This is a genomic window from Pseudomonas triclosanedens (assembly GCF_026686735.1).
In the GTDB taxonomy this organism is placed as follows: domain Bacteria; phylum Pseudomonadota; class Gammaproteobacteria; order Pseudomonadales; family Pseudomonadaceae; genus Pseudomonas; species Pseudomonas triclosanedens.
Genome location: NZ_CP113432.1, coordinates 468,241 through 493,858 on the forward strand (window position 1 = coordinate 468,241; position 25,618 = coordinate 493,858).

At 65.0% G+C, this 25,618-nt stretch carries 19 protein-coding genes; 12 read left to right on the forward strand and 7 right to left on the reverse strand.

All coding sequences use genetic code 11. The features are described from left to right. Positions 1 to 63 precede the first annotated feature (63 nt). The 5 genes from pilT (at position 64) to OU419_RS02230 (ending at position 5,575) form a co-directional block, all read left to right on the forward strand. Positions 64 to 1,098 carry a type IV pilus twitching motility protein PilT gene (gene pilT, locus OU419_RS02210; protein WP_254470063.1) on the forward strand — a complete coding sequence of 345 codons (1,035 nt, stop codon included), beginning with the start codon at positions 64 to 66 and terminating at the stop codon, positions 1,096 to 1,098. Positions 1,099 to 1,200: 102 nt separating this feature from the next. Continuing rightward, on the forward strand, positions 1,201 to 2,346 hold the full coding sequence (pilU, locus tag OU419_RS02215) for a type IV pilus ATPase PilU (RefSeq protein ID WP_254470064.1): 1,146 nt from the start codon (positions 1,201 to 1,203) through the stop codon (positions 2,344 to 2,346). A 69-nt stretch (positions 2,347 to 2,415) separates the two neighbouring features. Next, entirely contained in the window at positions 2,416 to 2,820 is a 405-nt protein-coding gene (locus tag OU419_RS02220) for an NINE protein (protein ID WP_254470065.1), read from the forward strand. Positions 2,821 to 3,035: 215 nt separating this feature from the next. Beyond that, the gene (locus tag OU419_RS02225) at positions 3,036 to 4,409 is read left to right on the forward strand and encodes a pyridoxal-phosphate dependent enzyme (RefSeq protein ID WP_254470066.1); all 1,374 of its coding nucleotides are present in this window, start codon (positions 3,036 to 3,038) and stop codon (positions 4,407 to 4,409) included. Further along, the gene (locus OU419_RS02230) at positions 4,406 to 5,575 is read left to right on the forward strand and encodes a trans-sulfuration enzyme family protein (RefSeq protein WP_254470067.1); all 1,170 of its coding nucleotides are present in this window, start codon (positions 4,406 to 4,408) and stop codon (positions 5,573 to 5,575) included. Before OU419_RS02225 ends, OU419_RS02230 begins: the two co-directional genes overlap by 4 nt. 175 nt (positions 5,576 to 5,750) lie before the next feature. Here the strand turns inward: OU419_RS02230 and OU419_RS02235 are convergent, their stop codons facing one another. The 7 genes from OU419_RS02235 to gshB all read right to left on the reverse strand — a co-directional run bounded on the left by OU419_RS02235 (position 5,751) and on the right by gshB (position 11,697). Further along, positions 5,751 to 7,022, reverse strand: coding sequence for a dihydroorotase (locus tag OU419_RS02235; protein ID WP_254470068.1), 1,272 nt, complete (start codon positions 7,020 to 7,022; stop codon positions 5,751 to 5,753). Next, on the reverse strand, positions 7,019 to 8,023 hold the full coding sequence (locus tag OU419_RS02240; protein WP_254470069.1) for an aspartate carbamoyltransferase catalytic subunit: 1,005 nt from the start codon (positions 8,021 to 8,023) through the stop codon (positions 7,019 to 7,021). The genes OU419_RS02235 and OU419_RS02240 overlap by 4 nt, the downstream gene beginning before the upstream one ends. Before the next feature lie 45 nt (positions 8,024 to 8,068). Further along, positions 8,069 to 8,581, reverse strand: coding sequence for a bifunctional pyr operon transcriptional regulator/uracil phosphoribosyltransferase PyrR (gene pyrR, locus OU419_RS02245; protein WP_254470070.1), 513 nt, complete (start codon positions 8,579 to 8,581; stop codon positions 8,069 to 8,071). Between the two features lie 139 nt (positions 8,582 to 8,720). Continuing rightward, on the reverse strand, positions 8,721 to 9,158 hold the full coding sequence (gene ruvX, locus OU419_RS02250) for a Holliday junction resolvase RuvX (RefSeq protein WP_254470358.1): 438 nt from the start codon (positions 9,156 to 9,158) through the stop codon (positions 8,721 to 8,723). Continuing rightward, positions 9,155 to 9,724: a YqgE/AlgH family protein gene (locus OU419_RS02255; RefSeq protein ID WP_254470071.1), complete on the reverse strand. Its 570-nt coding sequence runs from the start codon at positions 9,722 to 9,724 to the stop codon at positions 9,155 to 9,157. The genes ruvX and OU419_RS02255 overlap by 4 nt, the downstream gene beginning before the upstream one ends. A 62-nt stretch (positions 9,725 to 9,786) precedes the next feature. After that, on the reverse strand, positions 9,787 to 10,680 hold the full coding sequence (locus tag OU419_RS02260) for an energy transducer TonB (protein WP_254470072.1): 894 nt from the start codon (positions 10,678 to 10,680) through the stop codon (positions 9,787 to 9,789). Positions 10,681 to 10,734: 54 nt separating this feature from the next. Continuing rightward, positions 10,735 to 11,697, reverse strand: a complete 963-nt coding sequence (gene gshB, locus OU419_RS02265; protein WP_254470073.1) for a glutathione synthase — start codon at positions 11,695 to 11,697, stop codon at positions 10,735 to 10,737. Positions 11,698 to 11,967: 270 nt separating this feature from the next. Between gshB and pilG the strand changes: the two genes are divergently transcribed. From pilG to OU419_RS02300, 7 genes are all read left to right on the forward strand, one after another. Continuing rightward, positions 11,968 to 12,375 (forward strand): twitching motility response regulator PilG, encoded by a 408-nt coding sequence (gene pilG / locus OU419_RS02270; protein WP_254470074.1) that lies wholly within the window; start codon positions 11,968 to 11,970, stop codon positions 12,373 to 12,375. 45 nt (positions 12,376 to 12,420) lie between these two features. Further along, on the forward strand, positions 12,421 to 12,786 hold the full coding sequence (pilH, locus tag OU419_RS02275; protein ID WP_254470075.1) for a twitching motility response regulator PilH: 366 nt from the start codon (positions 12,421 to 12,423) through the stop codon (positions 12,784 to 12,786). Positions 12,787 to 12,846: 60 nt separating this feature from the next. Beyond that, entirely contained in the window at positions 12,847 to 13,383 is a 537-nt protein-coding gene (locus OU419_RS02280) for a chemotaxis protein CheW (protein WP_254470076.1), read from the forward strand. 81 nt (positions 13,384 to 13,464) lie between these two features. Further along, entirely contained in the window at positions 13,465 to 15,513 is a 2,049-nt protein-coding gene (locus tag OU419_RS02285; protein WP_254470077.1) for a methyl-accepting chemotaxis protein, read from the forward strand. Between the two features lie 62 nt (positions 15,514 to 15,575). Further along, entirely contained in the window at positions 15,576 to 16,439 is an 864-nt protein-coding gene (locus OU419_RS02290; RefSeq protein ID WP_254470078.1) for a protein-glutamate O-methyltransferase, read from the forward strand. Between the two features lie 24 nt (positions 16,440 to 16,463). Beyond that, on the forward strand, positions 16,464 to 24,506 hold the full coding sequence (locus OU419_RS02295; protein ID WP_254470079.1) for a hybrid sensor histidine kinase/response regulator: 8,043 nt from the start codon (positions 16,464 to 16,466) through the stop codon (positions 24,504 to 24,506). Beyond that, entirely contained in the window at positions 24,499 to 25,533 is a 1,035-nt protein-coding gene (locus OU419_RS02300) for a chemotaxis protein CheB (RefSeq protein WP_254470080.1), read from the forward strand. Before OU419_RS02295 ends, OU419_RS02300 begins: the two co-directional genes overlap by 8 nt. The last annotated feature ends 85 nt before the right edge of the window (positions 25,534 to 25,618 follow it).

Here is a 25,618-nt window from a genome sequence, read left to right on the forward strand (position 1 = left end):
CTACCGCCCGGCTGCTGCGAGTTCTGCGGCATTCTACCTGCTTGCTCTAGATTGGGGAGTCCCATGGATATTACCGAGTTGCTCGCCTTCAGCGCCAAGCAAGGCGCTTCGGACCTGCACCTCTCGGCCGGTCTGCCGCCGATGATCCGCGTCGACGGCGATGTCCGCCGGATCAACCTGCCACCCCTGGAGCACAAGCAGGTTCACGCGCTGATCTACGACATCATGAATGACAAGCAGCGCAAGGATTTCGAGGAATTCCTGGAGACCGACTTCTCGTTCGAAGTCCCCGGGGTCGCCCGTTTCCGGGTCAACGCATTCAACCAGAACCGCGGCGCCGGCGCCGTGTTCCGGACCATTCCCTCCAAGGTACTCACGATGGAGGACCTGGGCATGGGAGAAGTGTTCAAACGTGTTTCAGATGTCCCGCGCGGCCTGGTGCTGGTCACCGGCCCGACCGGTTCCGGCAAGTCCACCTCGCTCGCCGCGATGCTCGACTACCTGAACAACACCAAGTACAGCCACATCCTCACTGTCGAAGACCCCATCGAATTCGTCCACGAATCGAAGAAGTGCCTGGTCAACCAGCGCGAGGTGCACCGTGACACGCTGGGCTTCAACGAGGCCCTGCGCTCGGCGCTGCGTGAAGACCCGGACATCATCCTGGTGGGCGAGATGCGTGACCTGGAGACCATCCGCCTGGCGCTGACCGCCGCGGAAACCGGCCACCTGGTATTTGGCACCCTGCACACCACCTCCGCGGCCAAGACCATCGACCGTATCGTCGACGTGTTCCCCGCCGAAGAAAAATCGATGGTCCGCTCCATGCTCTCCGAATCTCTGCAGGCGGTGATTTCCCAGACCCTGCTGAAGAAGATCGGTGGCGGCCGGGTGGCGGCCCACGAGATCATGATCGGCACCCCGGCCATTCGTAACCTGATCCGTGAGGACAAGGTCGCACAGATGTACTCGTCGATCCAGACCGGCGGTGCGATCGGCATGCAGACTCTCGACATGTGCCTCAAGGGCCTGGTCGCCAAGGGGCTGGTCACCCGTGACGCGGCGAAAGAAAAAGCCAAGATCCCGGAAAACTTCTGATTCTCCGGGCCCTCGCGGCCCGGCGCACGGAGCGCGCCACACGCACTCGCTCCGTGATCCGACAGCTTTGTCGCAGCCAGCGTGAACTCGGCGAGAATGATCATGGAATTCGAGAAACTGCTGCGCCTGATGGTGGAAAAGGGAGCTTCCGACCTTTTCATCACCGCCGGCGTTCCCCCGTCGATGAAGGTCAACGGCAAGGTGTTGCCAGTGACCAAGACTGCGCTGTCGCCGGAGCAGACCCGTGAGACCGTGCTCTCGGTGATGAACGAGCAGCAGCGCCGCGACTTCGCCGAGAACCACGAGTGCAACTTCGCCATCAGCGCCCGCGGAGTCGGCCGTTTCCGGGTCAGCGCCTTTTACCAGCGCAACCTGGTGGGCATGGTGCTGCGTCGGATCGAGACCAGTATCCCGACCATCGAGGATCTGAAGCTTCCGGAAATCCTCAAGAAGCTGGCGATGACCAAGCGCGGCCTGGTGATCTTTGTCGGTGCCACCGGCACCGGTAAGTCCACGTCGCTGGCGGCGATGATCGGCTATCGCAACAAGAACTCCACCGGCCACATCATCTCCATCGAAGACCCCATCGAGTACATCCACCAGCACCAGGGCTGCATCGTCACCCAGCGTGAGGTGGGCCTGGATACCGATTCCTTCGAAGTTGCCTTGAAGAACACCCTGCGCCAGGCGCCGGACGTGATCATGATCGGTGAGGTGCGCTCCCGTGAGACGATGGACCACGCCGTGGCCTTCGCCGAAACCGGCCACCTCTGCCTGGCCACGCTGCACGCCAACAACGCCAACCAGGCGCTGGAGCGGATCATTCACTTCTTTCCGGCGGATCGTCACGGGCAGGTGTGGATGGACCTGTCGTTGAACCTCAAGGCCATCGTCGCCCAGCAACTGGTGCCGACCCCGGACGGCAAGGGCCGTCGCGCGGTGATCGAGGTGCTGCTCAATACCCCGCTGGCAGCCGACCTGATCCGCAAGGGCGAGGTGCACGAGCTCAAGCCGCTGATGAAGCGCTCCACCGAGCAGGGTATGCAGACCTTCGACCAGGCGCTGTATCAGCTCTACACCCAGGGCGAGATCACCTATGAGGATGCGCTGGCCTACGCCGACTCGGCGAACGACCTGCGCCTGATGATCAAGCTGGGCTCGGAAACCGACGCCGACCATCTCTCCACCATGACCCAGGGGCTGACCCTGGAACTCAGCGACGACGACCCCAACCGGCGCCTGCGCTGATGTGAAAAGCCCGCCTCGTGCGGGCTTTTCGTTTAACCTGCGCGGAGGCAATCGCAAATGGAGAACGGCATGTCCGCCACCCCAGATACTCACAGCAAGGTCATCGGCTACCTGCTCTGGCTTTTCGGCTTCACCGGTTCCCACCGTTTCTACTACGGCCGGCCGATCACCGGAACCATCTGGTTCTTCACCTTCGGCCTGTTCTTCATCGGCTGGATCATTGACCTGTTCCTCATCCCCTCGATGGACGATGCCGCTGACCAGCGCTACCGCTCCGGCGGCATCGACTACAACGTCGCCTGGATTCTGCTGACCTTCCTGGGCGTGTTCGGCGTGCACCGCATGTACATGGGCAAATGGATCACCGGCCTGCTCTACCTGCTGACCGGTGGTCTGTTCCTGATAGGCGTGCTGTATGACTTCTGGACGCTGAACAGCCAGATTTCCGAGCGCAACGGCCCGCAGCGAATCTGATCCACGCGCAGCGCTCGCTCTCGTAGAAGCGGGCTCTGTCCGCGATAGCCTCGGGCAGGGGGCTGGTCGCGGAAGGCGTCCGCTCCTGCCACTACAGCTCTCCGCCGTCTTTCGTCGCACGCGCCTGGCGATCCCATCGCCGCGCGCCTAAGGTCAGGAAGACAGTAGCAGGCACCGTCGGGCGACCCCCAAGGTGCCGAGGAGGAGTGGCTGCCATGAGCAACGAATCCCGCCCTGCGGTGCTCGACCTGATCGGCAATACCCCACTGGTCCGCGTCACGCGCTTCGATACCGGGCCTTGCACGTTGTTCCTCAAGCTCGAATCGCAGAACCCCGGCGGCTCCATCAAGGACCGCATCGGCGTCGCCATGATCGAAGCCGCCGAGCGCGATGGCAGGCTCAGGCCCGGCGGCGTGATCGTCGAGGCCACCGCCGGGAACACCGGGTTGGGCCTTGCGCTGGTCGGACGCGCCAAGGGCTATCGCGTGGTGCTGGTGGTGCCGGACAAGATGTCCACCGAGAAGGTCCTGCATCTGCGGGCGATGGGGGCCGAAGTGCACATCACCCGCTCGGATGTCGGCAAGGGCCATCCGGAGTACTACCAGGACGTTGCCGCGCGTCTGGCCAGGGAACTGCCCGACGCCTTCTTTGCCGATCAGTTCAACAACCCGGCCAATCCGCTGGCACACGAATGCGGCACCGCGCCGGAAATATGGGCGCAGACAGGGCACGACCTGGATGCCATCGTGGTCGGCGTTGGTTCCGGCGGCACGCTTACCGGCCTGACACGCTTTTTCCAGAAAGTACAGCCGGACCTTGAGATCGTGCTGGCCGACCCGGTCGGATCCATCATGGCCGAGTACTCGCGCTCCGGCCTGTTGGGCACACCCGGCTCCTGGGCAGTGGAAGGCATCGGCGAAGACTTCGTGCCGTCCATCGCCGATCTTTCCAGCGTCCGCCACGCCTACTCGATCAGCGATGAAGAGAGCTTCAGTACTGCCCGCGCGCTGCTGTGCAACGAAGGCATAGCTGCCGGCTCCTCCACCGGAACGCTGCTTGCCGCCGCGTTGCGCTTCTGTCGCGAACAGACCGAGCCCCGGCGCGTCGTCAGCCTGGTTTGCGACACCGGTACGCGCTACCTGTCGAAGATCTACAACGACCAATGGATGACTGACCAGGGCTTGTTGCAGCGCAAGCGCTACGGCGACCTGCGCGATATCGTGGCGCGACGTTTCGAGGAGGGGCGAGTGGTCAGCGTCGGCCCCGGCGACACACTGCTCACGGCGTTCCAGCGCATGCGCCTGGCGGATGTCTCGCAGTTGCCGGTGCTGGATAGCGGGCGGCTGGTGGGCGTGATCGACGAGTCCGACATTCTGCTGGGCGTGCACGACGATCCCGGCCATTTCCGCTGCGACGTTGCCAGCGCCATGAGTGACGCTCCGGAAACCCTCGCGCCCGGCGCCAGCCTCGCCGAGCTGGAAGCGGTGCTCGGTCGAGGGCTGGTCGCCATCATCGCCGACGCATCCGGCTTCCACGGACTCATTACCCGATTCGACCTGCTCAACCATCTGCGGAGGACTCTCGCATGAGCCAGCACGACGACCGCCTCGGTTTCGCCACCCGGGTGATTCATGCCGGGCAGGAACCCGACCCGTCCACCGGGGCGATCATGCCGCCGATCTACGCCAACTCCACCTATCGCCAGGACAGTCCCGGCGTGCACAAGGGGCTGGACTACGGGCGCTCGCACAACCCCACGCGCTGGGCGCTGGAGCGCTGCGTGGCAGACCTGGAGGGTGGCAGCAAGGCGTTCGCCTTCGCCTCCGGGCTGGCGGCGATTTCAGCAGTGCTGGAGCTGCTCGACGCGGGATCGCACGTCGTTTCCGGCAACGACCTCTACGGCGGCACCTTCCGCCTGTTCGAGCGCGTGCGCCGGCGCAGCGCCGGGCATGATTTCCACTTCGCCGACCTGGCCCAGCCTGGCGCTCTGGAGGCGGCGATTACCGACAAGACCCGCATGGTCTGGGTGGAAACCCCGAGCAACCCGCTGCTGCGCCTGACTGACCTTGCCGTCATCGCCCGCACCTGCCGCGAGCGCGGCATCCTCTGCGTGGCCGACAACACCTTCGCCAGCCCTTATGTGCAGCGCCCGCTGGACTTGGGGTTCGACATCGTCGTGCACTCCACCACCAAGTACCTCAACGGTCACTCCGATGTCATCGGCGGCATCGCCATCGTCGGCGACAACCCCGACCTCGCCGAGCGTCTGGGCTTCCTGCAGAACTCGGTAGGCGCCATCGCCGGCCCGTTCGACGCCTTCCTCACCCTGCGTGGGGTGAAGACTCTGGCGCTGCGCATGGAGCGCCACTGCGTCAATGCGCTGGAGCTGGCCAAGTGGCTGGAGCAGCAGCCGCAGGTTAGGCGCGTCTACTACCCCGGCCTGGCCTCGCACCCGCAGCACGAACTGGCGCGCAGGCAGATGAAGGGCTTCGGCGGGATGATCTCGCTGGACCTGGATACCGATCTGGCGGGTTCGAAGCGTTTCCTGGAGAACGTCCGACTGTTTGCCCTGGCGGAAAGTCTCGGCGGCGTGGAAAGCCTGATCGAACATCCGGCGATCATGACCCATGCCAGCATCCCGCCGGAAAACCGCGCGGCGCTTGGCATTGGCGATTCGCTGATTCGCCTGTCGGTGGGCGTAGAGGATGTGGAGGATCTGCGCGCCGACCTGGCCAAGGCGCTGGCGATGATTTGAAATTCAGGGTGCCGGATGGGGGCCGTTCCGCTCCACCGATCCTGCGTCTGGTGCATTCCGAAAGACGGGGCCCGCCGCGAAGGATTTCGCAGACAAGCTCGACCCCGCATGAGGTTCGCCGCATCAAAAGAGAAAGCCCGCCGATTGGCGGGCTTTTTCATGCAACAGCGCAGCGTTACACCGCGTGGACGATATGCCCGTCCACCAGGGTGCAGCGCACCACGCTCGGCAGGCAGTGGCCGAGGAACGGGCAGTTCTGGCCACGTGAGTGCCAGGTCTCACCTGCGAGGGTCTGGCCGTCGGCCTCGAACAGCACCACGTCGGCAGCCGCGCCCACTGCCAGCTTGCCGGCCGGCAGGCGCAGCGCCGCGGCTGGGCCGCTGGATAGGCGTTCGAGCAGTGTCGGCAGGTCGAGCAGGCCGTCCTGAACCAGCGTCATCGCCAGTGGCAGCAGCAGTTCGACGCTGCTGATGCCAGGGTCGGTCGCTGCGAACGGTGCGTTCTTGGCGTCCGCTTCGTGGGGCTGGTGATGGCTGGCGATGGCCTGGATCACACCGCTCTTCACCGCTTCGCGCAGGGCGTCGCGGTCCTTGTGGGAGCGCAGCGGCGGCTGTACGTGGTACAGGCTGGAGAAGTCCGCCAATGCCTCGTCGGTGAGGATCAACTGGTACAGCGCGACGTCGGCGGTGACCGGCAGGCCGCGAGCCTGGGCCTGGGCTATCAGTTCGACGCCGCGGGCGCTGGTCAGTTGACTGAAGTGAGCGCGCACGCCGGCCTGTTCGACCAGCAGCAGGTTGCGCGCCAGCGCCACGGTCTCGGCGGTTTCCGGGATGCCGGCCAGGCCACGGAAGCTGGCGGTCGGGCCTTCGTGGGCAAGGCCGCCTTCGGCCAGGTCGGCGTCCTGGGAGGTGAAGATCACAGTCAGGTCGAAGGTGGCTGCGTATTCCAGCGAGCGCAGCAGAACGCGGTTGCTGGCCATCGGCGCCAGGCCGTTGGTGAAGGCTACGCAGCCTGCGTCGCGCAGGGCGACCAGCTCGGACAGTTGCTCGCCGGCCAGGCCCTTGGTCAGCGCCCCAATGGGGAAGACCTTGGCATTGCCGGCTTCGCGGGCACGGTCGAGGATCAGTTCGGCGACGGCGGGGGTATCCAGCACCGGCCTGGTCTGCGGCGGGAAGCACAGGCTGGTGACGCCACCGGCGGCGGCGGCGCGGGTTTCGCTCTCGATACTGCCCTTGCGGCTATAGCCCGGCTCGCGCAGGGCGACGCTCAGGTCCACCAGGCCGGGCGCGGCGATCAGGCCGGCTGCGTCGATTTCCTGGGCGGCGTGGAAACCTTCGGGAGCGTCGCCGATAGCGACGATGCGGCCGGCCTCGATGTGCAGGTCGCAGATCTTGTCCAGGCCGGCGGCCGGGTCGATCAGGTGGGCGCCACGAATACTGACGGTCATTGCGCGTCCTCCTGTTCCAGCTGTCGTTGGGCGTTCTGGCCGCTCATGGCCATGGAGAGCACGGCCATGCGGATGGCGATGCCGTAGGTGACCTGATTGAGGATCACCGACTGCTCGCCGTCGGCGACAGCGGAATCGATCTCCACTCCACGGTTGATCGGGCCGGGGTGCATGACGATGGCGTCGGGCTTGGCCAGCTTCAGGCGCTTCCGGGTCAGACCATAGAGCCTGAAGAACTCGCCCTCGCTGGGTAGCAGGCCGCCAGCCATGCGCTCGCGCTGCAGGCGCAGCATGATGATCACGTCGACGTCCTTCAAGCCCTCGTTGGCGTCGGTGTAGACCTTCACGCCGTACTGCTCTTCCAGCCCCACCGGCAGGAGGGTGCGCGGGGCGATGACGCGGATGTCCGGGCAGCCCAGCGTCTTCAATGCCAGCATGTCGGAGCGTGCGACGCGCGAGTGCAGGATGTCGCCGACGATGGCGACCGAGAGGTTCTCGAAGCTGCCCTTGTGGCGGCGGATGGTGAGCATGTCGAGCATGCCCTGGGTCGGGTGGCCGTGGCGACCATCGCCGCCGTTGATCACGGCGACATTGGGGCTGACGTGCTCGGCAATGAAATGCGCGGCACCCGAGTCGCTGTGGCGCACGACGAACATGTCGGCAGCCATCGCTTCCAGGTTGCGCAGGGTATCGGTGAGGGTTTCGCCCTTGCTGGTCGAGGAGGTCGATACGTTCAGCGAGATGACGTCAGCGGACAGACGCTGGGCGGCAAGCTCGAAGGTGGTACGAGTGCGCGTGGAGTTCTCGAAGAACACGTTGCACACGGTCTTGCCACGCAGCAGCGGGACTTTCTTCACCGCGCGGGCGCCGACTTCGAGGAAGGAGTCGGCGGTATCGAGGATTTCGGTCAGCAGTTCGCGGGACAACCCGTCGAGCGAGAGAAAGTGGCGCAGCTGGCCCAGATCGTTGAGCTGCAGCGGGCGCTTGGCGTCGGTCGGCATGTGGCAGGCCCTGAAAGTAGGAGGTGGATGTCCGGGCGCGCGGGGTTACAGCGCTGGGCTGAGAAGCGTGCGCTCGAGGACGAGTGGTGCGGGACCACGCAATTTTACCCGCTCGTTGGGGGCCAGCGACAGGGTTTCGCCGACCACATCCGGACGAATCGGCAGTTCGCGGGCGTTCAGGTCGAGCAGGCAGACCAGAGTTACGCTGGCCGGACGCCCATAGTCGAACAGTTCGTTGAGCGCCGCGCGAATGGTACGGCCGCTCATCAGCACGTCATCCACCAGCACCAGATGCTGGCCATCGATGTCGAACGGCAGTTCCGACGGGCGCACCTGTGGGTGCAGGCCGCTGCGGGTGAAGTCGTCGCGGTAGAAGGATACGTCGAGGATGCCGAGGATCTCGTCGCTACCCAGTTCCTTGAGCAATTGCTGGGCGACCCAGATGCCGCCGGTGTGGATGCCGACGAAGCGCGGCGAGTCGATACCGCGTTGCGCCAGGTAGTTGCGCAGGTCGGTAGCCATGCGGGGGAGGAGTTCGGCGGGGCTGGGCAGGGTCATGACGTCTCCGGTTCGGTTGGCGAGGCCACCCGGCGCGGGCGGCCATCGGGGCGGACCGTTCCGGGAAGGAGTGGTCCGGCAAGCTTAGTGGGTTTCGCACCCTTGGCGCTGCCATAGGTCAAGGGTGCGCTGCCGCGGATCAGGCGGGGGGATGTTCGGCCAGCCAGCCCTCCAGCAACAGGGCGGCGGCCAGGGCGTCCACTGGCCGCTCGCGGTAGCCGTCGCGCTGGCCCTGTGCCAGGCGTTCACCCTTGGCTGCGTAAGTGGTCAGGCGTTCGTCGTGGGTATGAACCGGCAGGTTGTAGCGGCCATTCAGGCGGCGTGCGAACTTCTCGGCGCGCTCGCTCATCTCGCTGGGGGTGCCGTCCATGTTCAGCGGCAGGCCGACGACGATGGCGTCGGGCTGCCATTCCTTTATCAGTGCTTCGACGCGATTCCAGTCCGGCACGCCGTTCTGCGCCTTGAGCACGCAGAGCTCGCGGGCCTGGCCGGTGATGGCCTGACCGACCGCGACGCCGATCTGTTTGGTCCCGTAGTCGAAACCGAGCAGCAGACGCAGGGGCTTGGCGCTCATCAGGCGTGCCCGGCCTGGGCAGTGAGCAGGTTGAGGTTGACGCCCAGGCGTTCGGCGGCGGCGGAGAGGCGCTGCTCGGTCGGCGTGTCGAAGAGTACCGCCGGGTCAGCCGGGCATGTCAGCCAGGCGTTGTCGGCGAGTTCCGCTTCCAGTTGGCCCGCGTCCCAGCCAGCGTAGCCGAGGGTTATCAGGTGTTGGGCGGGCCCGCTGCCGTCGGCGATGGCGAACAGCACGTCCTGAGACGTAGAGAGCGACAGTTCGCCCAGTTCCAGTGTGGCCTGATAGGTGCGTCCGGCCGGGTGGAGAACGAAACCTCGGTCGGTCTGTACCGGCCCGCCGCTGTAGATGGTGACGCCCTGGCAGCGCGCTGGTGGCAGCTCGTCCGGGCGCAACTGTTCGAGCACGTCGGAGAGACTCAGGCCGCTGGGGCGATTGATCACCAGGCCCATCGCACCCTGATCGTTGTGTTCGACGAGGTAGGTGACAGTCTGGGCGAAGTTCGGGTCCACCATGTGCGGCATGGCAATCAGGAAGTGATGCTTGAGAGAACTGGGGGCTGCGCTTTTCATGCTGGCTAGTTTCAGGCCTGTGGCCTGGCGGAGCAAGACTGGAAAGTGCCAGTGGGGGAGTATTACCGGCTGGAGAGGCGGTCGCCGCGCTCGAAGCGCCAGGTGCGGATGATTTCCAGGCGGTCGATGTCCGAAAGATCGCCACTGAAGGGGGCGAACGGTGCGGCCAGGCGGACGATACGCTGGGCTGCCTGGTCGAGCGTGGGCTGACCGGAGGATTCCAGCACCTGCACTTCGTAGAGCGAACCATCGCGGTTGATCGATACCAGCAGGCGCAGGCTGCCATAGATGCGTTGGCGACGGGCTTCGTCCGGGTAGTTCAGGTTGCCGATGCGCTCGATCTTCTTGCGCCACTCTTCCTTATACCAGGCGCCCTTGTCGCGCATGGTCGAGGCGGCGCTCAGGCGGTGGATGCGTGGGCGCTTGGCATAGGCCTGCTGCTCGCGGGCCAGGTCGGCTTCAAGGCTGGAGATCTGCGCAGACAACTGGCTGGAGTCGAACTGCGGGGCTGGCTTGGCGACGTTTTCCGCCTTTGGTGTCTGCGGCTTGGCCTGCACCTTGTCCGGACGCGGGCTGCGGGTGGCAACGGCGGTCTTGGGCGATTCCGGGCTCGTGGCCTGCTTCGGCGTAGCCGGCGGCGCGACCTTCTTCACCTCGGTGTCGTGGAACGGCGCCTGCTCGGTGGTCTTGGGAACCGCCTTGTGCTCCAGGGTACCGCTGCCCTGCTGGTTCATCTGGGCGAGGTAGTCGGCCTTTTCGGGCGCTTTTTCGCTCTTGAAGCTGGCGAGGGTGATCTCCAGGGTTTTGCTCTGCTGGCTCGGCGCGGGCATGGTGAAGCCCACGCCGAGGAGCACGGCCACATGCAGAATGGCCGCGACGAACAGGGTGAAACCCAGCCGGTCCGCCGGGCGTACGCCGGAGGACACAGGGAAGTCTGGATGGGTTGCAGCGTTCATCGCGGGTCGCATAGGCCAAAGTTGGCGAAGTCTGCCGACGAGTATTGGAAAAGTCTATGACGCACTGCGCGCCTTGAGCTTTTCCTCGATGACCGTCATCAGTCGTTCGCCGATGCGGGTGTCGTAGGCGGAATCGATTTCGCGGATGCAGGTCGGGCTGGTCACGTTGATCTCGGTGAGGTTCTCGCCGATCACGTCCAGGCCGACGAACAGCAGGCCGCGCTTGCGCAGTTCCGGGCCGACTTCACTGGCGATCCAGCGATCGCGCTCTGACAGCGGCTGAGCCACGCCGCGACCGCCGGCGGCCAGGTTGCCGCGAGTCTCGCCCTGGGCCGGGATGCGCGCCAGGCAGTATTCCACCGGCTCGCCATCGATCATCAGGATGCGCTTGTCGCCGTCCTTGATCGCCGGCAGGTAGCGCTGCGCCATGATCTGCTGGCGGCCATGCTGGGTAAGGGTTTCGAGGATCACCGAAAGGTTCGGGTCGCCTTCGCGGTGGCGGAAGATCATCGATCCGCCCATGCCATCGAGGGGTTTGAGAATGATGTCACGATGCTCCGAGGCAAACTCGCGCAGAATGTCTGGCCGTCGGCTTACTACCGTCGGGGGAGTGCACTGGGGAAACAGGGTTGCGAACAGCTTCTCGTTGCAGTCACGCAGACTCTGCGGACGGTTCACGATCAGAGTGCCGGAGCGTTCGGCCTGTTCCAGCAGGTAGGTGGAGTAGACGAACTCGTTGTCGAAGGGCGGATCCTTGCGCATCAGAATTACGTCGAGGTCCGACAGCGGCAGATCAGCTTCCTCTCCCAGTTCGAACCAGTGTGAAGCGTCGTAGAACACCTTGAGAGGGCGCATGCGGGCGCGAGCCTCGCTCGCTTTCTGGTAAAGGTCCTGCTGTTCCATGTAGAACAGCGACCAACCGCGAGCCTGGGCTGCCAGGAGCATGGCCAGGGAGCTGTCCTTCTTGAAGTTGATCTGCGCGATGGGGTCCATCACGATCCCGAGACGTACGCTCATGGGATGTCCTCACTAGGCTGGAAGGTGCGGCGAAGACCGCTACCGGAACGACGAAAAAAGGAAGCTCAGGGTGGCGCTGGATATGCGCTCGGTCAAGGAAAAAGCCTGCGGGTTTGGGGTGTTATGGCCGGAAATTGCGGGGCGTGGTAAAGATTCTGACGATTGTGGTAAAAGGTTCCCACGATTGGGTCGCAGCCCGACGGTGGCAGGGTGTTCGCGCCCTGATATAAAAAAGCGGAATAACGATTCACCGAGATGGTAAGGGCGAACATGGAACAGCATTCCGACGGTTTGAAAGTGATGGTGATCGACGACTCCAAGACGATTCGTCGCACTGCGGAAACCCTGCTGAAGAAAGTGGGCTGCGATGTCATCACAGCCATCGATGGCTTCGACGCGCTGGCGAAGATCGCCGATACCCATCCGAACATCATTTTCGTCGACATCATGATGCCGCGCCTGGATGGCTATCAGACCTGCGCCCTGATCAAGAACAACAGTGCATTCAAATCCACGCCGGTGATCATGCTGTCCTCCAAGGACGGCCTGTTCGACAAGGCCAAGGGTCGAATCGTCGGTTCCGATCAGTACCTCACCAAGCCCTTCAGCAAGGAAGAACTGCTCGGCGCGATCAAGACTCATGTGCCCGACTTCACCCCGGTGGAGCACGCTTCCTGAAGTCCGGCTCCGCGCCGGTGACGCCTTTTCCGTATGGGGACCCCAATGGCTCGAATTCTGATTGTTGATGATTCTCCGACCGAGATGTACAAGCTGACCGCGATGCTGGAAAAGCATTCGCACCAGGTGCTCAAGGCCGAGAACGGTGCCGATGGCGTGGCGCTTGCCCGCCAGGAGAAACCGGACGTCGTCCTGATGGACATCGTCATGCCGGGGCTCAATGGCTTCCAGGCTACCCGCCAGTTGTCCAAGGACCCGGAGACCAGCAGCATTCCGGTGATCATCGTCACCACCAAGGATCAGGAGACCGACAAGGTCTGGGGCAAGCGCCAGGGCGCTCGCGACTACCTGACCAAGCCCGTTGACGAAGACACCCTGCTCAAGACCATCAATGCGGTGCTGGCCGGCTGAAGCCGGTCTGCGCGCATGTTGTCGTCCAGAACATAATTATTAGAGAAGGCCAGGGCCGGCATGGCGGAAGTCCAGAGTCCTTTCGAGATTCTCGTCCAGATCGATCAGCGCTGTCGTCAGCTGGCGGCGGGTCTGCCTGCCCAGCGCGAAGTGGTGCAGAGCTGGAACGGCATTGGCTTCCGAATGGCTGGGCGCCTGTTTGTGGCACCTATGGGGGAGGTCGGCGAGGTTCTTCATGAGCCGCGCTACACATTGCTGCCGGGGGTTCGTGACTGGGTTAAGGGAGTCGCCAACGTACGCGGTCGCTTGCTGCCCATCATGGATCTCTGCGGCTTCCTCGGCGCGGAGCTTTCGCCTCTGCGCAAACAGCGCCGCGTGCTGGTAGTGGAACACCAGGAAGTCTTCGCCGGCCTCATCGTCGATGAGGTGTTCGGCATGCAGCACTTCCCGGTGGATACCTTCAGCGAGCAGTTGCCACCCCTCGAGGCGGTCCTGCAACCCTTTATTCATGGCGTCTTCAACCGAGAACAGCCCTGGCTGGTATTCAGCCCGCATGCCCTGGCGCAGCACCCGGGCTTTCTCGACGTCGCCAGCTAGTTTTGACCGGTTGGGCCGGTTCGCTGGCCCGTGTTGTGACATGGAAACCGTAATCGTGGTGGGTCCAGGCGGGGGCCGAATATGAAAAATCTAAAGGCAGGCAGTCTTTTTTCGGGCGCGCGCAGCAGCTCGCTGATCCTTGGACTCTTCGTGGTCCTGATCGTGGCGATCGTCTTGCTGTTCGCCAACTTCGCTTACCTCAACACCCAGTCGAACCACGACAAACAGTACATCGGCCACGCCGGCGAGCTGCGGGTGCTGTCCCAGCGTATCGCCAAGAACGCCACCGAAGCGGCGGCGGGCAAGGGCGAGGCGTTCAAGCTTCTGAAAGAGGCGCGCAACGACTTCGAGAAGCGCTGGAACATCCTGACCGGCGGTGACGAAAGCACCGGCCTGCCGCCGAGCCCGGCCGCGGTGCAGCCGCAGGTTGCCGAAGTGCAGAAGGACTGGGACGTTCTGCGCAAGAACGCCGACTCCATCCTGGCCAGCGAGCAGACCGTGCTCTCCCTGCACCAGGTTGCCGCCACCCTCGCCGAAACCATCCCGCAGCTGCAGGTGGAGTACGAGGAGGTCGTCGACATCCTGCTGGAGAACGGCGCGCCGGCAGATCAGGTCGCGGTAGCCCAGCGCCAGTCGCTGCTCGCCGAACGTATCCTCGGCTCGGTGAACAAGGTGCTCGCCGGTGACGAGAACTCGGTGCAGGCCGCCGACAGCTTCGGTCGTGACGCCAGCCTGTTCGGCCGCGTACTGAAGGGCATGAAGGAAGGCAACGCGGCGATGAGCATCTCCAAGGTGACCAACGCCGAGGCCGTTGACCGCCTCAACGAGATTTCCGAACTCTTCGAATTCGTTTCCGGCTCGGTGGATGAAATCCTCGAGACCTCGCCGGAACTGTTCCAGGTCCGTGAAGCCGCCAACACCATCTTCGGTGGTTCGCAGACCCTGCTGGACAAGGCCTCCAGCCTGGCCGCCGGCTTCGAGAACCTGGCCGCTGGCCGAGTGTTCAACCAGGTTGCCAGCGTTGCGCTGGGTATCATCGCCCTGGGCGCGATCATCCTCATCGGTCTGGTGATGGTACGTGAGTCCAACCGCCGCCTGGCCGAGACCGCCGAGAAGAACGAACGAAACCAGGCCGCGATTCTGCGATTGCTCGACGAAATTGCCGACCTCGCCGACGGCGACCTGACGGTAGCCGCGACCGTAACCGAAGACTTCACCGGCGCCATCGCAGACTCCATCAACTACTCCATCGACCAGCTCCGCGAGCTGGTGGAAACCATCAACCTGACCGCCGTGCAGGTGGCTGCCGCAGCCCAGGAAACCCAGGCCACTGCGATGCACCTGGCCGAAGCTTCCGAGCACCAGGCCCAGGAAATCGCCGGCGCGTCCGCCGCGATCAACGAGATGGCGGTGTCCATTGACCAGGTATCGGCGAACGCCTCCGAATCGTCCGCGGTAGCGGAACGTTCCGTAGCCATCGCCAACAAGGGCAACGAGGTGGTGCACAACACCATCACCGGCATGGATAACATCCGTGAGCAGATCCAGGACACCTCCAAGCGAATCAAGCGCCTGGGTGAGTCGTCCCAGGAGATCGGTGACATCGTTAGCCTGATTAACGACATTGCCGACCAGACCAACATCCTCGCACTGAACGCCGCGATCCAGGCATCCATGGCGGGCGACGCGGGCCGCGGCTTCGCGGTGGTAGCGGACGAAGTACAGCGCCTGGCGGAACGTTCTTCCGCAGCGACCAAGCAGATCGAGGCGCTGGTGAAGACCATTCAGACCGACACCAACGAAGCGGTCATCTCGATGGAGCAGACCACCTCCGAAGTGGTGCGCGGTGCACGCTTGGCGCAGGACGCCGGTGTGGCACTGGAAGAGATCGAGAAGGTATCCAAGACTCTGGCGGCGCTGATCCAGAACATCTCCAACGCCGCCCGTCAGCAGGCATCCTCTGCCGGCCACATTTCCAACACCATGAACGTGATCCAGGAGATCACCTCGCAGACCTCCGCCGGTACCACTGCCACTGCGCGCAGCATCGGAAACCTGGCGAAGATGGCGAGCGAAATGCGCAACTCCGTATCCGGCTTCAAACTGCCGGACATCGCGGAGCAGGCCTGAGCAGAGGAGGTGCGCTGCTCCGGGCGGGGTAGCGCACGACAGTCTTGAGCGAGGGGCGCGACATGCAGGCAAGTGGCGTCTGGTCGTTGCAGCCGTTGGCCGACATGTCGGCCGCGGAATTCCGCGACTGGCAGGCACTGTTGGAAGACCGCACCGGCGTTGTCGTCAACGAACAGCGCCGCGCCTTCCTGCAGACCAGCCTGGGCGCACGCATGCGCGAATTGGGCATCAACGACTATGGCAGCTACTACCGACAGGTCACCGATGGCCCGCGTGGTGCCGTGGAGTGGTCGAACCTGCTGGATCGCCTCACCGTTCAGGAAACCCGTTTCTTCCGCCACAAACCTTCGTTCGACCTGCTGGAGCGCTACCTGCGCCAGCGCGTCGATGAGGTCGGCCAGAGCAGGCCGCTGGCGCTGTGGAGTGTAGGCTGCTCCAGTGGCGAGGAGCCTTACTCCCTCGCGATGGTGACCACGCAGGTAATGGAAGCCGCCGGACTTGCGCCGCTGTTTGGCGTGACCGGGACCGACATCAGCCTCAACGCCCTCGGCAAGGCGCGCGAGGCGCGGTACGCGGCACGCAAGCTGGACGAGTTCGACGCCGGGTTGGTTGCGCGTTTCTTCATCGCGCAGGACGACGGGCGATATCAGGTAGTACCGAATCTGGTCGAGCGCGTCTGCTGCGCACGGCTGAATGTGCTGGAACTGGCGAAGGCGCCAATGTCCGGCATGGATGTGATCTTTTGCCAGAACCTGCTGATCTATTTCCGTCGCTGGCGGCGGCGGGAAATCCTCAATCGCCTGGCCGAGCGGCTGGCGCCGGGGGGAATGTTGGTGGTCGGTGTCGGCGAGGTGGTGGATTGGCACCATCCGGCCCTCGAACCGGTTGCCGATGAGCGCGTTCTGGCCTTTACCCGGAAGGGATGACACAGACACATGAGTGGAGTGGCTATGGGTGATCGGCACGACTATGTCGCCCTGGAATGGGTAAAAGGCGAGATTGCCGAAACGCTCAAGCAGGCGCGGCAGGCCCTCGAATCGTACGTCGAGAATCCTCAGGATCCGACGCGGATGGGCTTTTGCCTGGCGTATGTCCATCAGGTGCGGGGAACCCTGCAGATGGTGGAGTTCTACGGCGCAGCGTTGCTCGCCGAAGAAATGGAGCACCTGACCCAGGCGTTGATCGACAACCGCGTCACCAGCCAGGGCGAGGCCCTGGAAGTGCTGATGCAGGCGATCCTCCAGCTTCCGGTATACCTGGACCGCATCCAGAGCGCTCGTCGCGACCTGCCGATGGTCGTGCTGCCGCTGCTCAACGATTTGCGCACGACCCGTGGCGAGAAGCTGCTGTCGGAAACCAGCCTGTTCTCCCCCGACTTGTCCCGCCAGTCGCCGGTCCTGCCGGTAGATGCCCTGGCTCGCTTGCGCACCGCCGAACTGCCGGCGCTGCTGCGCAAGCTCCGGCAGATGCTCCAGGTCGCTCTGGTAGGTGTGATCCGCAACCAGGACCTGGCAACCAACCTTGGTTACATGGCGCGAGTCTTCGCGCGCCTGGAATCCCTCTGCAAGGACGCCCCGCTCGGGCGCCTGTGGGTGATCGCCTCGGCGGCCATCGAAGGGCTCGCCAACGGCAGCATCGCCAACGGCACCTCCATGCGTAACCTGCTGCGCCAGGTCGACCGTGAGCTGAAGCGCCTGGTGGACCAGGGTGCCGACGCGATGAACGAGCCTGCGCCGGACGAACTGATCAAGAACCTGCTGTTCTACGTGGCCAAGGCCTCCGACCAGTCGCCGCGCGTGCGCGCGGTGAAGGACGAATACCGCCTGGACGACGCCCTGCCGGGCGAGGCAGTGGTCGACGAGGAGCGTGCCCGCCTGGCTGGCCCCGACCGCGACGCCATGCGCTCCGTGGTTGGCGCGCTGTGCGAGGAACTGGTGCGGGTCAAGGACAGCCTTGACCTCTTCGTGCGCAGCGACCGCAGTGTGGTCAGCGAGCTGGAAGGTCTGCTCGCGCCGCTCAAGCAGATCGCCGATACCCTCGCCGTACTGGGCTTCGGCCAGCCGCGCAAGGTCATCCTCGACCAGATCGATGTGGTTGGCGCCCTCGCGCGCGGCCAGCGCGAGCCGAGCGACGCGACCCTGATGGACGTGGCCGGCGCCCTGCTGTACGTCGAAGCGACCCTGGCCGGCATGGTTGGCCCGAGCGACGAGCCGGGTAGCGAAGAGAGCGTTCTGCCCACCACCGATGTCGACCAGATCCACCAGGTGGTGATCAAGGAAGCGCGTAATGGCCTTGAATTGGCCAAGGACGCGATCATCGAGTTCATCGCCTCGCAGTGGAATCACGAACACCTGGCCCGCGTGCCGGAGCTGCTCACGCAGGTGCGTGGCGGCCTGGCGATGATCTCCCAGGAGCGTGCGGCCAAACTGCTGGAAGCCTGCAACCGCTATATCCAGGAACAACTGCTGGTGCGCCAGGCAGTGCCGGACTGGCACAGCCTCGACACCCTGGCCGACGCCATCACCGGCGTCGAGTACTACCTCGAGCGACTGGCCGAAGACCACGGCACCCAGGGCGACCTGATTCTCGACGTTGCCGAGGACAGCCTGGAGAGCCTCGGCTATTCCCTCAAGCCGCGCCCCTCTATCCTCGATGCCATCGAGCCGCAGTCTCCGACACCCCTGGCCAACCCACTGGATGAGATCGATGTGCTCGGCGACAGCGAGCAACCGGACGCTGCTGCGCCCGGGCCGATCGCCGCCCAGGAGGCCGGCGAATCCGCCCTATCGCCGGGCGATATCGTCGATACCACTGCACAAGCGCAACCTTTCGCTCCGGTGGAAGACTTCGGCAGCCTGCAGACCCTCGACGACCTGAGCCTCGCCGACGCGCCGGCCCCGGCCTTCGAAGCGCTGGAGCTGGACTCCGGCCTGCAGCCCAACGAGCCGGCCGCCGACCTTGGCGTCTGGTCGCTCGACGAACTCGAAGCCGCTCCGGCCGCCAGTCAGCCGCAGGCCGACGTTAGCAACTGGGACTTCGACCTGTCCGCGGCCAGCGAGCCGGCAGCGCCGCAGGCCGCCGACTCCCGGCTGGCGAGTGGCGCCGAACCTGCCCAGCCAGCTGCGACGAGCGATTTCAATCTCGATGCGCCACTGGAACCCTTTGTGGTGGACGCCGTGACTCCGCAGGAACCGGGTGAGCCTGCCTGGGAACTGGACAGCCTTGCCGAGCCGGCACCTGCCAGTGAAAACCTGTGGGAATCGCTCGATCCGGATGCCGTGCCGGGTGAGTCTCCCGCCGCCCAGCCGCCTGCCGACGAACTGAGTTGGGACCTGGCCGCGCCGGTCGCCGAACAGGACTGGCTCGACCGCGACCTGCAACTGCCACAGGAGCAGCCCACGACGCCATCGCAGGAACTGGATGAGGCATTCACTGCCATCGAGCCAGTGGCCAGCGATGAATTGAGCTGGGAGCCCGAGCTTCCGGCAACCGAACAGCCTGCGCTGTCGCCGCTGGAGCTGGATGAAGCATCCACCGCCATCGACCCGGCGTCGGGCGTGCCCGTTGCCGGCGACGACCTCCGTTGGGAGCCCGAGCTGCCCGCAGCCGAGCAACCGCTGGTCAGCGATGACAACTGGACACTCGGCGAACTGCCCGCGACCTCCGCCGTGGCGGAAGGTGTCGATTTCAGTCTCGATGCGCCGCTGGAACTGGACGCACAGTCGCTCGCCGACGAACCGCTGGCAGAGGCGCAGGGTTGGGAAGAGCTGGATATCGCCGACCTGGATCTGCCGGAGGTCGAGCTGCCAGGCCCGCCCCCCGTGGTGGAGCCGGTCGCCGAACCCATCGAAAGGCCGATGTCGCTCGCCGAAGTGATGGCGGCGCCTGCCCAGGCGATCAACCCGCCCGCCCAGGATGTACCACCCAGCCTGCTGCCGCCGCCAGCCGACGAGGAGCCGGTGGACGATGAACTGCGCGAGGTCTTCATCGAAGAGGCCGGCGAAGTTCTGGAAACCATCGGCACCTACCTGCCGAACTGGATGGCCAACGTCGACGACCGCGAGGCTTTGACCGAAATTCGGCGCGCCTTCCACACCCTCAAGGGTAGTGGCCGAATGGTTCGTGCCCTGGTGATCGGCGAGCTGGCCTGGTCCATCGAAAACCTGCTCAACCGCGTGCTCGATCGCAGCATCAGCGTGTCTCCCGCTGTGCTGCAGGTTGTGCAGGACGTGGTTGCGCTGATGCCCGAACTGGTCGAAGAATTCGCCGTCAACGCCCAACGCCAGCGTGACGATGTCGACCGCCTGGCCGCCACCGCACACGCGCTGGCCAAGGGGCAGCCGGTCCCGCCGCCCGGTGGCGGGCAGCCGGAGGAAGTTGCTGCGGCCGCTGAAGAAGTTGCCGAGACACCTGCCGCCCCGCTGGCTGACGAAGCGGAGGGCGAGAGCCTCGATCCACAATTGCTGGAGATCTTCCGCAACGAGGCGGAAACCCATCTGGAAACCCTGGTGGGCTTCCTCGCCGACTGCGCGCAGCAGTTGCCGCAGCCGGTGACCGACGATCTGCAACGCGCCCTGCACACGCTCAAAGGCAGTGCGCACATGGCCGGTATCCTGCCGATCGCCGAGATTGCCACGCCGCTCGAGCGGCTGATGAAGGAATTCAAGACCAACCTGCTGCAGATCGATCTGCGCGAAGCCGAGTTGCTGCACGGCGCCGAGCGTCTGTTCCGCACAGGGCTCGATCAGTTGGTGGAAGGCCGCCCGCTGGCTCCCATCGAAGGCAGCGACGAGTTGCTGCTGCGCATCGCCCAAGTCCACCAGGAGCGCCTGGAGGCTGCCGAGGCCAAGCGCCGCGGCGATAGCGGCGATGGCGCGAGCGACCCGCAGATGATCGGCGTGTTCCTGGCCGAGGGCATGGACATTCTGCTGGATGCCGAGGATCTGCTGCGGCGCTGGCGTGAGCATCCGCAGGAGCGCCAGGAACTGAGCGCCCTGTATGCCGAACTCGAAGCGCTGGGGCGTGGTGCGCAAATGGCCGAGCTGCCGCAGATGGCCGAGCTGGCCGATGCGCTGCTGGCGGCCTATGGCGCCGTGCAGGATGGCCGCCTGGATGTGGGCGATGCTTTCTTCAGCGCCGCCGAAGACGCCCACGAGGCGCTGATCGGCATGATGGACCAGGTGGCTGCGGCACTGCAGGTTAGCGCGCGCCCGGAGCAGGTCGAAGCGCTGCGTAAGCTGCTGGAGTCCGCTGTCGAGCCGCCGGCTGAGGTGCCGGAACAGAACTACGTCGACCTCGAAAGCCTGACTGCCGACGACTTCCCGGCCGAGAGTGAAGAGTTCCTTCTGGATAGCCGTCCGGTGGCTGAAGACGACCTGCCCGAAGGACTGGACTGGTCGCCCCGCGCGGATGCTGGCTTGCAGGCGCCCAAGCCTGACGACGACGAAGTGATCACCGCCGAGGACCCGCACGCGCATCTCTCGACACAGCACCCGCCCCGGGCTCTGGATGAGGAAATGGTCGCGATCTTCCTCGAAGAGGCGGTCGATATTCTGGATAACGCTGGGCAGGCGCTCGACCAGTGGCTGCAGTCGCCGGAAGGGCTGGCTGCGCTGTCGACCCTGCAGCGTGATCTGCACACCCTCAAGGGTGGCGCGCGCATGGCGGAAATTCGGGAGATCGGTGATCTCTCCCACGAGCTGGAGTCGCTCTACGAAGGGCTGCTGGATCATCGTTTCCACCATACCCCGGCGCTGGGCAACCTGCTGCGTACCTGTCACGACCGCCTGGCGACCCAGCTCGACCAGCTACAGGCCGGGCAGGCGCTGACCGATCCTGCCGACCTGGTACAGACCATCCGCACATTTCGGCAGAACCCCGCCGCCGGGCTGACCTCGGCGTTGGCGCAGGCGCCGCAGGAAGCCGAAGCGGAATCCGGATGTGCGCCGGCTGTCGGGCAGCACGTCGAGCAAGAGATCGAGCTTGAGCTGCCCGCCGAGCCGGAGCTGGACGAGCCGATTGAAGGCGCAGCGGAGCCTGTGGTTTCCGAGACCGAGGAACCGGCCGCGTTGCCGGAAATCGACCTGCAGTCCTTCCTCGACGAAGCCGAGGCCGAGATCGCCGAACCGCCGCAGTCCGCGCCGCAGGCCGAACCGGCGGCCGATGCCGGTTATGAGTTCGACGACGAGCGCGACCCGGAACTGGTGGAAATTTTCCTCGAGGAAGGTTTCGATATCCTCGAAAGCTCCTCCGGCGCCTTGCAGCGCTGGATGGAGAACGTCGACAACAGTGTCGAGCTGGAAGCGCTGCAGCGTGACCTGCACACCCTCAAGGGCGGTGCGCGAATGGCGGAGATCCGCCCCATCGGCGATCTCGCCCATGAGCTGGAGTTCCTCTACGAGGGCCTGTGCGGCGGTCGCCTGCGCGCCAGTCCGGCCCTGTACGAACTGCTGCAACGCTGCCACGACCGTCTGGCGGAAATGCTCGAGGCCGTCCAGGGGCACAGCCGGATTCCGGAGGGCGACTCGCTGATCGAGGCGATCCGCCGATTTCGCGCAAACCCCGACGAACAACTGAGCACTCCTACTAGCGTCAGCCTGCAGTCGGTGAGCGTAGAGCCGACGCTGCCGGATGGGCCGGAAGCAGACATCCTCGACATCTTCCTCGAAGAGGCCGATGACCTCCTCGAAAACATGGAGCAGGCGCTGGGCCGCTGGGATGGCGAGCGAGAAAACGGCTCGCTGGACGAGCTGCTGCGCATTCTTCACACCCTCAAGGGCGGAGCGCGGCTGGCCGGCCAGGGCGGTCTGGGCGATCTCGCTCACGATCTGGAGCAACATCTGTCCGAGGCCCAGCAGCAGGGTGCGCCCTGGCCGGAAAGTCTGCTGCTGGATGTGCAGTCCGGTTTCGAGGGGCTGCAGGCTGAGGTCGATCAACTGCGCCAGCACCTGGGCGAGGCCGAAGCCGACAGCCAGGAGCCGGAGGCGGTTCAACCCGAGGCGCAATCGCTGCCAGCGCTGCCCGAGGCGATCATGGCTGCCGTCGAGCCGCCGCGGCTCGATGTGCCGGTAGTCCTGCCGTTCGTTGTGCGCGCTCAGGAAGCGGCCCAGGAAGCGGCATCCCGCCGGGCACCGCAGGAACTGGTCAAGGTGCCGGCGCAACTGCTCGAGGGCCTGGTCAACCTCGCGGGCGAGACCTCTATCTTCAGGGGGCGCGTCGAGCAGCAGGTAAGCGACGTTGGTTCGACGCTGTCGGAAATGGATGCCACCATCGAGCGTGTGCGCGACCAGTTGCGCCGTCTCGATACCGAGACCCAGGCGCAGATTCTCTCGCGTCACCAGGCCGACGCAGAGCGTGCCGGCTATGAAGATTTCGACCCCCTGGAAATGGACCGCTACTCGCAGTTGCAGCAGCTCTCTCGCGCGCTGTTCGAGTCGGCGTCGGACTTGTTCGACCTGAAGGAAACCCTGGCGGCGAAGAACCGCGACGCGGAAACGCTGCTGCTCCAGCAGGCGCGAGTCAACACAGAACTGCAGGAAGGTCTGATGCGCACCCGCATGGTGCCGTTCGACCGCCTGGTGCCGCGTCTGCGCCGCATCGTGCGGCAGGTGGCCAACGAACTGGGCAAGCAGGTCGAGTTCGTGGTCAGCAATGCCGAAGGCGAAATGGACCGGACCGTTCTCGAACGCATCGTCGCGCCGCTGGAGCATATGCTGCGCAACGCCGTGGACCACGGCATCGAGTCCGGCGAGGCGCGTCGCCTGGCCGGCAAGCCCGAGGCCGGCACCATTCGCCTGACCCTTGGCCGCGAAGGTGGCGATATCCTGCTGACCCTGGCCGACGACGGCGGCGGCGTACGCCTGGACGCTGTGCGGCGCAAGGCAATCGAGCGCGGGATGATGACCGCCGACAGCGACCTTACCGACCATGAAGTGCTGCAGTTCATCCTCGAAGCGGGCTTCAGTACCGCCGAGAAGGTCACGCAGATTTCCGGCCGGGGCGTCGGCATGGACGTCGCGGCGTCGGAAGTGAAGCAACTGGGCGGCTCGATCAGCATTCATTCGACGGTGGGTGAGGGCACGCACTTCAACATCCGCCTGCCGTTCACCGTGTCGGTGAACCGCGCGCTGATGGTGCTTTCCGGCGAAGACCTCTACGCGCTGCCGCTGAACACCATCGAAGGTATCGTCCGGGTTTCCCCGTACGAGCTGGAAGCGCTCTATGAACAGGCCGCGGCCGAAGGCGGCGCGTCGCCGCACTTCGAGTACGCCGGTCAGAGCTACGAACTGAAGTACCTCGGTGACCTGCTCAACAACGGCCAGCATCCGAAGCTGGTGGGCCAGTCGCTGCCGTTGCCGGTGATCCTGGTGCGCTCGGCGGAACATGCCGTGGCGGTGCAGGTGGATGCCCTAGCAGGCTCCCGCGAAATCGTGGTGAAGAGCCTCGGAGCGCAATTCGCCGGGGTCAGCGGGATTTCCGGCGCGACCATCCTCGGGGATGGCCGCGTGGTGGTGATTCTCGACTTGCTGGCAACCATCCGTGTGCGCCACGCAACTGCCCTGCAAGCGCAACCGCGCCGCCAGCTGGCTGGCCCGTCCGCCGCGGAAATCGAGCACCAGCGCCCTACCCTGGTCATGGTGGTGGACGACTCGGTCACCGTGCGCAAGGTCACCAGCCGTCTGCTGGAGCGCAACGGCATGAACGTTCTCACGGCCAAGGACGGAGTGGACGCCATCGCCCAGTTGCAGGAGCACAAGCCCGATATCATGCTGCTGGACATCGAGATGCCGCGCATGGACGGTTTCGAGGTGGCGACCCTTGTGCGCCACGACGAACAGCTCAAGGACCTGCCGATCATCATGATTACGTCGCGCACCGGCGAGAAGCACCGCGATCGCGCCCTGGCCATCGGGGTGAACCAGTACCTTGGCAAGCCGTATCAGGAGTCGGAACTGCTCGACAGTATCACTCGGCTGGTCAAAGCCCATGTCTGAGCTGCATACGCCGCGTATCGCGGTGATCGCCGACACCTCGCTGCAGCGCCATGTGCTGCAGCAGGCGCTGGCCGGCCACGGTTACCAGGTAGTGCTCAACGCGGACCCGGCGCGCCTGGACGTTGAGCAACTGGAAGCCTGCGAAACCGACCTGTGGCTGGTGGATCTCGCTCAGCAGGAAGACTCGCCGCTGGTGGATGACCTGCTGGAGCAGTCGCGGGTGCCCGTGCTGTTTGGCGAGGGGCATGCGCCGGAGCGGCATTCCGAGCACTATCCACGCTGGGAGCGGCGTCTGGTGTCCAAGCTGCGCAAACTGGTGGGCGACCCCAGCGCCGGGGTCGGCCGCAGCCTCGCTGCCTTGCTGGATGAAGCCCAGCGCCCGCCCCGCGTGGCCTTGCCGGACGATCTTGCGGCATCGCCACTGAAGGCTGGCGAGCCGGCCGCGCAGGTCTGGCTGCTGGCGGCGTCGCTGGGAGGGCCGGCGGCGGTCAAGACATTCCTCGATGCGTTGCCAGGCGGGTTGCCGGTTGGCTTCCTCTACGCGCAGCACATCGATCCTTCTTTCGAGGCGAATCTGCCCCAGGCCGTTGGCCGACACAGCCAATGGCATGTGAACACCGTGCGCAACGGCGACGCGGTACGTTGCGGTGAGGTCGTGGTGGTGCCGATCAGCCAGGAGCTGGGTTTCGCTAGTGACGCGCGGATGTGCGTGCATGATCGCGCCTGGCCGGAGCCTTACAGTCCGTCAATCGATCAGATGATGCTCAACCTGGCCCAGCAGTATGGTAGCCGCTGCGGTGTGATCGTCTTCAGCGGCATGTGCAGCGATGGCAGCGCGGCGGCGGCTTACGTGCGCCGACAAGGCGCGGAAATCTGGACCCAGCGCGCCGACAGTTGCGCCTGTTCGAGTATGCCCGACAGCCTGCGCGAGGGCGGCTACAGCACGCTGTCTGGCGATCCGCGCGAATTGGCGGCGGCGCTGGTCAATCACCTGGCGGCGCAGTACGCGGCGGCCGATGCGACCTGATATCCAGCCGTCCGCCCGCTACCGGGCACAAGCCGGCCAGCCTCCTGCGCGCGCGGCCATCTGGTCCGTGCGCCATTGCACGACT

What these genes read in the sequence shown, in the direction of transcription:
- pilT (WP_254470063.1), top strand. Translation starts at nt 64, where the DNA reads ATGGATATTACCGAGTTGCTCGCCTTCAGCGCCAAGCAAGGCGCTTCG.
- pilU (WP_254470064.1), top strand. Translation starts at nt 1,201, where the DNA reads ATGGAATTCGAGAAACTGCTGCGCCTGATGGTGGAAAAGGGAGCTTCC.
- OU419_RS02220 (WP_254470065.1), top strand. Translation starts at nt 2,416, where the DNA reads ATGTCCGCCACCCCAGATACTCACAGCAAGGTCATCGGCTACCTGCTC.
- OU419_RS02225 (WP_254470066.1), top strand. Translation starts at nt 3,036, where the DNA reads ATGAGCAACGAATCCCGCCCTGCGGTGCTCGACCTGATCGGCAATACC.
- OU419_RS02230 (WP_254470067.1), top strand. Translation starts at nt 4,406, where the DNA reads ATGAGCCAGCACGACGACCGCCTCGGTTTCGCCACCCGGGTGATTCAT.
- OU419_RS02235 (WP_254470068.1), bottom strand. Translation starts at nt 7,022, where the DNA reads ATGACCGTCAGTATTCGTGGCGCCCACCTGATCGACCCGGCCGCCGGC.
- OU419_RS02240 (WP_254470069.1), bottom strand. Translation starts at nt 8,023, where the DNA reads ATGCCGACCGACGCCAAGCGCCCGCTGCAGCTCAACGATCTGGGCCAG.
- pyrR (WP_254470070.1), bottom strand. Translation starts at nt 8,581, where the DNA reads ATGACCCTGCCCAGCCCCGCCGAACTCCTCCCCCGCATGGCTACCGAC.
- OU419_RS02255 (WP_254470071.1), bottom strand. Translation starts at nt 9,724, where the DNA reads ATGAAAAGCGCAGCCCCCAGTTCTCTCAAGCATCACTTCCTGATTGCC.
- OU419_RS02260 (WP_254470072.1), bottom strand. Translation starts at nt 10,680, where the DNA reads ATGAACGCTGCAACCCATCCAGACTTCCCTGTGTCCTCCGGCGTACGC.
- gshB (WP_254470073.1), bottom strand. Translation starts at nt 11,697, where the DNA reads ATGAGCGTACGTCTCGGGATCGTGATGGACCCCATCGCGCAGATCAAC.
- pilG (WP_254470074.1), top strand. Translation starts at nt 11,968, where the DNA reads ATGGAACAGCATTCCGACGGTTTGAAAGTGATGGTGATCGACGACTCC.
- pilH (WP_254470075.1), top strand. Translation starts at nt 12,421, where the DNA reads ATGGCTCGAATTCTGATTGTTGATGATTCTCCGACCGAGATGTACAAG.
- OU419_RS02280 (WP_254470076.1), top strand. Translation starts at nt 12,847, where the DNA reads ATGGCGGAAGTCCAGAGTCCTTTCGAGATTCTCGTCCAGATCGATCAG.
- OU419_RS02285 (WP_254470077.1), top strand. Translation starts at nt 13,465, where the DNA reads ATGAAAAATCTAAAGGCAGGCAGTCTTTTTTCGGGCGCGCGCAGCAGC.
- OU419_RS02290 (WP_254470078.1), top strand. Translation starts at nt 15,576, where the DNA reads ATGCAGGCAAGTGGCGTCTGGTCGTTGCAGCCGTTGGCCGACATGTCG.
- OU419_RS02295 (WP_254470079.1), top strand. Translation starts at nt 16,464, where the DNA reads ATGGGTGATCGGCACGACTATGTCGCCCTGGAATGGGTAAAAGGCGAG.
- OU419_RS02300 (WP_254470080.1), top strand. Translation starts at nt 24,499, where the DNA reads ATGTCTGAGCTGCATACGCCGCGTATCGCGGTGATCGCCGACACCTCG.